Source organism: Mesorhizobium sp. M0184, from assembly GCF_040322215.1.
In the GTDB taxonomy this organism is placed as follows: domain Bacteria; phylum Pseudomonadota; class Alphaproteobacteria; order Rhizobiales; family Rhizobiaceae; genus Mesorhizobium.
Genome location: NZ_JAMYSZ010000037.1, coordinates 46,708 through 52,745, shown reverse-complemented (window position 1 = coordinate 52,745; position 6,038 = coordinate 46,708). Strand labels below are relative to the sequence as shown.

At 63.2% G+C, this 6,038-nt stretch carries 5 protein-coding genes; 3 read left to right on the top strand and 2 right to left on the bottom strand.

Features of this window, described 5'->3' with window-relative positions; translation table 11 throughout:
• Window positions 1-312 precede the first annotated feature (312 nt).
• Window positions 313-2,637, top strand: coding sequence for an NADP-dependent malic enzyme (locus NKJ23_RS29740; RefSeq protein WP_352684174.1), 2,325 nt, complete (start codon window positions 313-315; stop codon window positions 2,635-2,637).
• Between the two features lie 12 nt (window positions 2,638-2,649).
• On the opposite strand, the gene NKJ23_RS29735 is transcribed toward NKJ23_RS29740, so the two are convergent.
• Window positions 2,650-3,270, bottom strand: a complete 621-nt coding sequence (locus NKJ23_RS29735; protein ID WP_352684172.1) for a DUF1287 domain-containing protein — start codon at window positions 3,268-3,270, stop codon at window positions 2,650-2,652.
• A 23-nt stretch (window positions 3,271-3,293) separates the two neighbouring features.
• Here NKJ23_RS29735 and NKJ23_RS29730 point away from each other — a divergent pair, with 23 nt between their 5' ends.
• Together NKJ23_RS29730 and NKJ23_RS29725 are read left to right on the top strand one after the other, a co-directional pair.
• Window positions 3,294-3,452 carry a hypothetical protein gene (locus tag NKJ23_RS29730; protein ID WP_352684170.1) on the top strand — a complete coding sequence of 53 codons (159 nt, stop codon included), beginning with the start codon at window positions 3,294-3,296 and terminating at the stop codon, window positions 3,450-3,452.
• Between the two features lie 85 nt (window positions 3,453-3,537).
• On the top strand, window positions 3,538-4,725 hold the full coding sequence (locus NKJ23_RS29725; protein ID WP_352684168.1) for a DUF2865 domain-containing protein: 1,188 nt from the start codon (window positions 3,538-3,540) through the stop codon (window positions 4,723-4,725).
• Here the strand turns inward: NKJ23_RS29725 and gltX are convergent.
• On the bottom strand, window positions 4,643-6,016 hold the full coding sequence (gene gltX / locus NKJ23_RS29720) for a glutamate--tRNA ligase (RefSeq protein WP_352684166.1): 1,374 nt from the start codon (window positions 6,014-6,016) through the stop codon (window positions 4,643-4,645). The two genes, NKJ23_RS29725 and gltX, sit on opposite strands and share 83 nt — an antisense overlap.
• Window positions 6,017-6,038 lie beyond the last annotated feature (22 nt).

Here is a 6,038-nt window from a genome sequence, read left to right as displayed (position 1 = left end):
TCACCACCGTGCCATGGCCGCTCGCCCCTCAGAGCAGGCGCCGTTCTCTCTCCAAAACTTTTTGCAGAACCTTCAGCACACTATCAGCGAAAGAATACCTAATCGTCCGCAAACCACCTGAAGCAGACATTCGGCTCGCAGCTCGCTCCAGCAACGCGCCTATCGCCCCAACATTTCAATGGCAGACCGTACAGGCCGGCGGGCGGTGCAAGCCGTAAGCTCGCGCTTGCGACATATCACCTCTCGAAAAGCCTCGGCTGCATGCTAAGAGACTCAAAACATCAAACGGACTGAACTGAGGAGGCGGCCGTCATGACAGGCGAAAGCAAGAAGGCGGCCCGATCCGACCTCGACGAAGCAGCGCTCTATTTCCATAAGCACCCCCGTCCCGGAAAGCTGGAAATCCAGGCGACGAAGCCACTGGGCAATCAGCGCGACCTGGCGCTTGCCTATTCGCCGGGGGTCGCCGCCCCCTGCCTTGAAATCCGCGACGACCCGGCAACCGCTGCCGACTATACAGCCCGCGCCAATCTGGTCGGCGTTGTCACCAACGGTTCGGCGGTGCTGGGCCTCGGCAATATCGGTCCGCTCGCCTCCAAGCCGGTGATGGAGGGCAAAGCGGTGCTGTTCAAGAAGTTCGCCGGCATCGATGTCTTCGACATCGAGATCGACGCACCGGGCATCGAGCGCATGGTCGAGACGATCTCGGCGCTGGAACCAACCTTCGGCGGCATCAACCTGGAAGACATCAAGGCGCCCGAATGCTTTGAGGTCGAGGAGCAGTTGAAAGCGCGCATGGGCATACCGGTCTTCCATGACGACCAGCACGGCACCGCCATCATCGTCGCCGCCGCCGTGCTCAACGGGCTGGAATTCGCCGGCAAGTCCATCGCGGACATCAAGATCGTCACGTCGGGCGCAGGTGCTGCGGCGCTCGCCTGCCTCAACCTTCTGGTCTCGCTCGGCGCGCGGGTCGAAAACATCTGGGTCACCGACCGGTTCGGCGTCGCCCATAAGGGCCGTGTCGAGGAGATGGACCGCTGGAAAGACCCCTATGTGAAGGACACCGAGGCGCGCACGCTGGCCGACGTTCTGCCCGGCGCCGACGTGTTTCTCGGCCTGTCTGCCGCCGGCGTGCTGAAGCCGGAATTGCTGCACCACATGGCGCCCAAGCCGCTCATCCTGGCGCTGGCCAACCCCAATCCCGAGATCATGCCGGAAGCGGCACGTGCAGCACGGCCCGACGCGATGATCTGCACGGGCCGCTCCGATTTCCCCAATCAAGTCAATAACGTACTCTGTTTTCCTTATATCTTCCGTGGCGCGCTGGATTGCGGCGCAAGCGCCATCAACGAAGAGATGAAAATGGCCGCGGTGCGGGCGATTGCAGCGCTTGCCCGCGAAGAGCCGTCCGACGTTGCCGCCCGCGCCTATTCCGGCGAGACGCCGATCTTCGGCCCGGAGTTCCTGATCCCCTCGCCTTTCGATCCGCGGCTGATCCTGCGCATTGCCCCTGCCGTTGCCAAGGCAGCCTGCGAGACCGGCGTCGCGACCCGGCCGATCACCGATTTCGCCGCCTATATCGACAAGCTGAACCGCTTCGTCTTCCGCTCCGGCCTGGTCATGAAGCCCGTGTTCTCGATGGCCAAGACGTCGAGCGCCAAGCGCGTCATCTATGCCGACGGCGAGGACGAGCGCGTGCTTCGCGCCGCGCAGGTCGTGCTCGAGGAAGGCATTGCCGAACCGATCCTGATCGGCCGCCCGCACGTCATCGAGGTGCGGTTGAAACGCTATGGGCTGCGCATCAAGCCGGGCGTCGATTTCGGCCTGATCAACCCGGAAGACGATCCGCGTTACCGCCACTATGTCGACCTTTTGATCGAGCTTGCCGGCCGCCGTGGGGTGACTACGGAAGCGGCACGCACCATGGTGCGCACCGACAATACGGTGATCGCCGCCCTTGCCCTGAAGCGCGGCGACGCCGACGCCATGGTCTGCGGCCTTGAGGGCCGTTTCGAGCGCCATTTGCGCAACGTCACGCTGATCATCGGGCCACGCGCCGGCATTAGGGATCGCGACCTGTCGACGCTTTCCATGCTGATCTCGCAGCGAGGCATCATTTTCCTCACCGATACCCATGTCTCGGTCGACCCGACCGCCGAGGAGATTGCGGAAATGACCGTTCTGGCGGCCGAGGAGATTCAGCGTTTCGGCATCGAGCCCAAGGCAGCGCTACTGTCGCATTCTGATTTCGGCTCCCGCGATTCGCCAAGCGCCATGAAGATGCGGCAGGCAGCGGCAATCCTGGCGCGCATCGCGCCCGACCTGCAATGCGACGGCGAGATGCATGCCGACTCGGCACTATCGGAGCAGCTGCGCCAACGCGTCTATCCGCATTCGCGGCTGAAAGGCGAAGCCAATCTGCTGGTGTTCCCCAATCTCGATTCGGCGAACATCACGCTGACGGCGCTGCGCACGATGATGGACGCGCTGCATGTCGGCCCGATCCTGCTCGGCACCGATAGCCCGGCGCACATATTGACCCCGTCGGTCACGTCGCGCGGCGTCGTCAACATGACGGCACTGGCCGTGGTGGAAGCCGCGCACAAGGCGCAAGCCATCGTCGATCTGGGGTAGCCGCGGGCTTTCTCAGATTGGCCTGAACCGGAAATGCCCTGTCTGCCTGAAGGCAAACAAAGTGTCCTCTTCCCTGGCGCCGCCGCCAATATTGTGAATGACCAGTCTTCTTGTCGGTACCAATGTGGAGCGATTGGACGACACGATGGCAATATGCGACAGATTGCCGGGCAGCATCTGGGCGATGAGATCCCCTGGCCGATAGTCGGCCGGGTTTTGGCTGACGGGCAAGGCAGCACCGCGCCGCTCGAAATAGACCGCAAGGTTGGGCACACGGCGGTGGTCGATGTTGCGGTCGGGCGCTTTCAAGCCCCAAGCCTTCGGATAAGCGGCAAAATTGGCCCGCATATCCTCATGCACCAGCTCTTGCAGATCGAGATCGAAGGCGCGGCGATAGGCGCGGATCACGACATCCGTGCACACACCCCGCTCGGGCTCAACGTCCCCGCCCGGATAAGCCAGGCGTGTATAGGTCGGATCGTAAAGCGTGGTGACGCCTATCTGCTCACGGGCGGCTTCGACCAATTTGGTGCCCCAATCCGGCGTGATGGGCTTTTCCTGCGCCATGGCAACCGGCATCGCCAGGCACAAAAGATCAAATTGCACTGCGGCTCGACGGGTAATCGCGGTCATGCCAAGCCTCCGGGCATTGCTGAATGCAGGCATTCTTCTGGGCGAATACGCCTTTTTTCGTGCAACGCCAGGATGTCGCGGTTCTGGCTCTGTCCGAATATGTCGTGTGGCGTGGTCGATATGACAGCACCAGTCGTGATCGAAGCCGCGCACTGGCGCAAGCCATCGCCGATTTGGGCTGAAGCTGGAATCGGCGGTATGCTGAACAAACGGTTAACCGCAAGCGCGGTAGCTTTCTGAACGACAGGCAGGCGGAGTTTCGGAGGGATGACGGGCGCATGTTGGAAGCTGACGCGTGCCGCCGCGCTGCTCGGTGCCCTGCTACTGTGCGGCATTGCCGTCACCCAGGCGCAGGCCGCTTCGCGCCTCTGCCGCCAGCTTGAAGCCGATCTTGCCGCCGCTTCTCGTGGTGGCGGCGGCAAACCGGCCTTGCTCAGGAAATATGACGACGCGATCGTCCGGCAGCGCCAGCAGATTTCAAAGGCCGTCAGCCAGGCCAGCAGCGCCGGCTGCGGCTTTTCGCTGTCTCGCCGCAACGCCAACGTATGCGCGGCACTCGACGCCACCATCGATCGCATGGCTGCCAATCTCGACGCCTTGCAGGCCAAGCGCGCTGCGCTTGACGGCGGTGGTTCGCGACGCGATCGCGCGCGCATATTGGCCTCGCTTGACGCCAATGGCTGCCGCGATGATGCGGCGCCGCCGACGCCCGCACCGGTCCGCGAAGCCAGCCGTGAAAACGGCCACCGAAACCTGCTCGACCAGCTTTTGGGCAGTCAGCCCGAAGAGCCCGACCAGGCTGAAGAACTAAGTCAGCCGCGCAACATCCGCAGCATGCTCAACAACGCCGACGAGTTGGGCCAGCCGCGAGGCGAATTCCGCACCATGTGCGTGCGCACCTGCGACGGTTATTTCTTCCCGATGTCGAATGCCGCCTCACTGGGCGATTTCGAGCGCGATCAGAAGAATTGCGAATCGAGCTGCCCCGGCACCGAAATGCAGGTTTTCTACACGCGCGGCATGAATGGCGATTCGGCGTCCATGACGTCTTCGGTGACCGGCAGGCCTTATATCGAACTGCCGACGGCCTACCTCTACAAGCAGTCCGACATGCCGCGGCCGCCGGCCTGCGGCTGCAATGCCGCGCAGAATTTCGAGATCATCGCCGGCAACCCGCCAACCCGGGAACAATCTGAGGCGAATGTAGAGAGTACCCCGTTCATTCCGCTGCCGGTTGCCAGGCCTGATCCGGGCGCCGACCCGGAGTCCTTGGCCAATGCGCAAGACGGCCTCTACCGTGAGGCGATCAGACGGCTTGCTGTCAAACCTGTGCCCTCGCCGACATCGCTGCCGCCGCCGGAGCAGCGCAAGGTCAGGGTCGTCGGGCCAACGTTCCTTCCCGACCCAGCAGCGGCAACAGATCTGCAAGCTCCGGGCCCGAAGGCTGTCCCGTAAGCGCCAGCCTGAGCGGCATGAACAGGGCCTTGCCCTTACGGCCGCTCGCCGCTCGGATCTTGCCCGTCCAGTCCTTCCAGACGGTGCCGTTCCAAGGCTCTTCCGGCAGCAACTCGAATGCCTGGCGAAGAAAGTCGCGGTCCTCGTCGGAAAACTCCGCCGGCTCCTCTGGACCGTCTCGAAGCGTACGCCACCAGATCGCCGCATCGGCCAGCCTGTCGAGATTGCCGCGCACCGCCAGCCAGAAAGGCTCGGCCTGTTCGCCGGAGATGCCGAGCACGATCAGCCGGTCGCGCGCCTCGGAAAACGGCATGTGATGCAGCAGCGTGCGGTTGAGCACGAAGAGCTCGTCCGGGTCGAATTTGGCGGCGGATTTCGATGTTGCAGCCGGATCGAAGCGCTCGGCTAGCTCGGCCATCGTTGGCACCGCCACGACGTTTTCCGAGGTGCCGACGAGCACCGCCAGCGAAGCGATCGCCATCGGCTCGATGCCGCTCTCACGCAGGCTCTGGATGGACAGCGCGCCGGTGCGCTTCGAAAGTCCCTCGCCTGATGCCGTTGTCAGGAGATTGTGGTGGCCGAACACCGGCGGCTCCGCGCCAAGTGCTCGGAACAGGGCTATCTGGACGCCGGTATTGGTGACGTGGTCGTCGCCACGAATGACATGGCTGACGCCCATGTCGATGTCGTCGACAACCGAAGGCAATGTATAGAGGTAGGTGCCGTCCTCACGCCGCAGAACCGGGTCTGAAAGCGAGGCGAGGTCGACGGTCTCTTCGCCGCGCACCAGGTCGTTCCAGTGGATTTCGGTGCGCTCCGGCTGCAGCGGATCGCTGCTGAAGTTGGGCAGCAGAAAGCGCCAGTGCGGTCGCCGGCCATCGGCCTCATATTCCGCGACCTGCTCGGGTGCCAGCGTCAGCGCCTCGCGGCCATAGACTGGCGGCAGGCCACGCGTGCGGCGCACCTTGCGCCTCAGGTCGAGCTCTTCGGGCGTCTCATAGCAGGCATAGACGAGGCGCGCCTCCTTCAGCTTCTCCAGTGCGGCATCGTAGATTTCCACGCGTCGCGACTGGTACTCCGTGGCGTCGGGGAAGATGCCCAGCCAATGCAGGTCATATAGGATAGCGTCGGAAAACTCCTGCGTCGAACGGGCGACGTCGGTGTCATCGAAGCGCTGGATGAAGCGGCCTTTGTTCTTGATGGCGAACAGCCAATTGAACAAAGCGGTGCGCGCATTACCGATATGGATGCGGCCGGTCGGTGACGGGGCGAAACGGACGGTAACTGTCATGAGCGGGGCGTACCGGATGGTT